Source organism: Pseudomonas citri, from assembly GCF_025336485.1.
GTDB lineage: Bacteria > Pseudomonadota > Gammaproteobacteria > Pseudomonadales > Pseudomonadaceae > Aquipseudomonas > Aquipseudomonas citri.
Genome location: NZ_JAODAB010000054.1, coordinates 1 through 2,432, shown reverse-complemented (window position 1 = coordinate 2,432; position 2,432 = coordinate 1). Strand labels below are relative to the sequence as shown.

Sequence of the window (2,432 nt, the reverse complement as noted above, 5' to 3'; positions counted from 1 at the left end):
GCCACTCTGTCCAATCCAGCCGGTACACCGGTTACCGTGACCCTGAGCAACGGCTCGGTGATCACCATCGACGCCGGGAAAACCACTGGCACCGTCACTGTGGCCGCACCTTCCGACGACGTCTACAAGGACGCCGGCAAGGTTGAAGTCAGCATTGATCACGCCACCGGTGGCAACTTTGAAAACCTGGTGCCTAGCACTACGCCGGCGGTCACGGATGTGACCGATACCATCGACACCAGCACCGTGTCGCTCACCGCAACCTCGACCGTGGCCGAAGGCGGCACCGTGGTATACACCGCTTCGGTGAATGCTCCGGTTACGGATGCTCCTCTCGTCGTGACATTGAGCAACGGCCAGACCATCACCATCCCAGTGGGGGCAAGCAGCGGTTCGGTGAACTTCACCGCACCCAACGATGCGACAGCGGGCGGCGATCATCTGAGCGTCAAGATCGACGACGCCCAGGGCGGCAACTACGAAAAACTGGACATCGACGGTACGCCGGCTGACACCAACGTCACCGACACCCAAGACACCACCGGCCTGACCCTCTCGGCCACTGACACCGTGGCCGAAGGCGGCTCCATCGTCTACACCGCCACCCTGAGCAACCCAGCTGGCACACCGGTTACCGTGACCCTGAGCAATGGCTCGGTGATCACCATCGACGCCGGTAAAACCACCGGTACCGTCACCGTTGCCGCTCCTTCCGATGACGTCTACAAAGACGCCGGCAAGGTTGAGGTCAGCATCGATCACGCCACCGGCGGCAACTTCGAAAATCTGGTGCCAAGCACCGCGCCTGCGGTTACTGACGTCACCGACACCATCGACACGTCGACGGTCAGCCTGACGGCTACGTCGACCGTCGCTGAAGGCGGCACCGTCGTTTACACCGCATCGGTGAATGCTCCGGTTACGGATGCTCCTCTCGTCGTGACATTGAGCAACGGTCAAACCATCACCATCCCGGTCGGCGCAAGCTCCGGCAGCGTGAACTTCACCGCACCAAACGATGCCACGACGGGCGGCGATCACCTGAGCGTGAAGATCGACGATGCCCAGGGCGGCAACTACGAAAAACTGGATATCGACGGTACGCCAGCGGACACGACAGTCACCGACACCTCGGACACTACTGGCCTGACCCTCTCGGCCACTGACACCGTGGCCGAAGGCGGCTCCATCGTCTACACCGCCACCCTGAGCAACCCAGCTGGTACTCCGGTGACCGTGACCCTGAGCAATGGCTCGGTCATCACCATCGACGCCGGTAAAACCACCGGTACCGTCACCGTGGCCGCTCCTTCCGATGACGTCTACAAAGACGCTGGCAAGGTTGAGGTCAGCATCGATCACGCCACGGGCGGCAATTTCGAGAACCTGGTGCCAAGCACTACGCCTGCGGTTACTGACGTGACCGACACCATCGACACCAGCACCGTTTCGCTCACCGCGACCTCGACTGTGGCTGAAGGCGGCACCGTCGTTTACACCGCCTCGGTCAACGCGCCAGTCACCGAAGCACCGCTGGTGATCACCCTGTCGAACGGCCAGACCATCACCATTCCAGTCGGTGCAAGCAGCGGTTCGGTGAACTTCACCGCACCAAACGATGCGACAGCGGGCGGCGATCACCTGAGCGTGAAGATCGACGACGCCCAGGGCGGCAACTACGAAAAACTGGATATCGACGGTACGCCGGCGGACACCACTGTCACCGACACCTCAGACACCACCGGTCTGACTCTCTCGGCAACCGACACCGTGGCTGAAGGCGGTTCGATCGTCTATACCGCCACTCTGTCCAATCCAGCCGGTACACCGGTTACCGTGACCCTGAGCAACGGCTCGGTGATCACTATCGACGCCGGTAAAACCACTGGCACCGTCACCATTGCCGCACCGTCCGACGACGTCTACAAAGACGCTGGCAAGGTTGAGGTCAGCATCGATAACGCTACGGGCGGCAACTTCGAAAACCTGGTGCCAAGCACCACGCCGGCCATCACTGACGTGACTGACACCATCGATACGTCGACTGTCAGCCTGACGGCTACGTCGACCGTCGCCGAAGGCGGCACCGTCGTTTACACCGCCTCGGTCAACGCACCGGTTACTGAAGCCCCGCTGGTTATCACCCTGTCGAACGGTCAAACCATTACCATTCCAGTCGGTGCAAGCAGCGGTTCGGTGAACTTCACTGCGCCGAACGATGCCGTTTCGGGCGGTGACCACCTGAGCGTCAAGATCGACGACGCCCAAGGCGGCAACTACGAAAAACTGGACATCGACGCTACCCCGGCGGACACCACCGTCACCGATACCCAGGACGCTACCAGCCTGACCCTTTCGGCCACTGACACCGTGGCCGAAGGCGGTTCGATCATCTACACCGCGACCTTGAGCAACCCAGCCGGCACCCCAGT

At 61.5% G+C, this 2,432-nt stretch carries 1 protein-coding gene; it reads left to right on the top strand.

The genetic code is table 11. The features are described from left to right. Window positions 1-2,432: immunoglobulin-like domain-containing protein (locus N4Q37_RS27595; RefSeq protein WP_313958334.1), on the top strand; the 2,432-nt coding region annotated here is incomplete at both ends.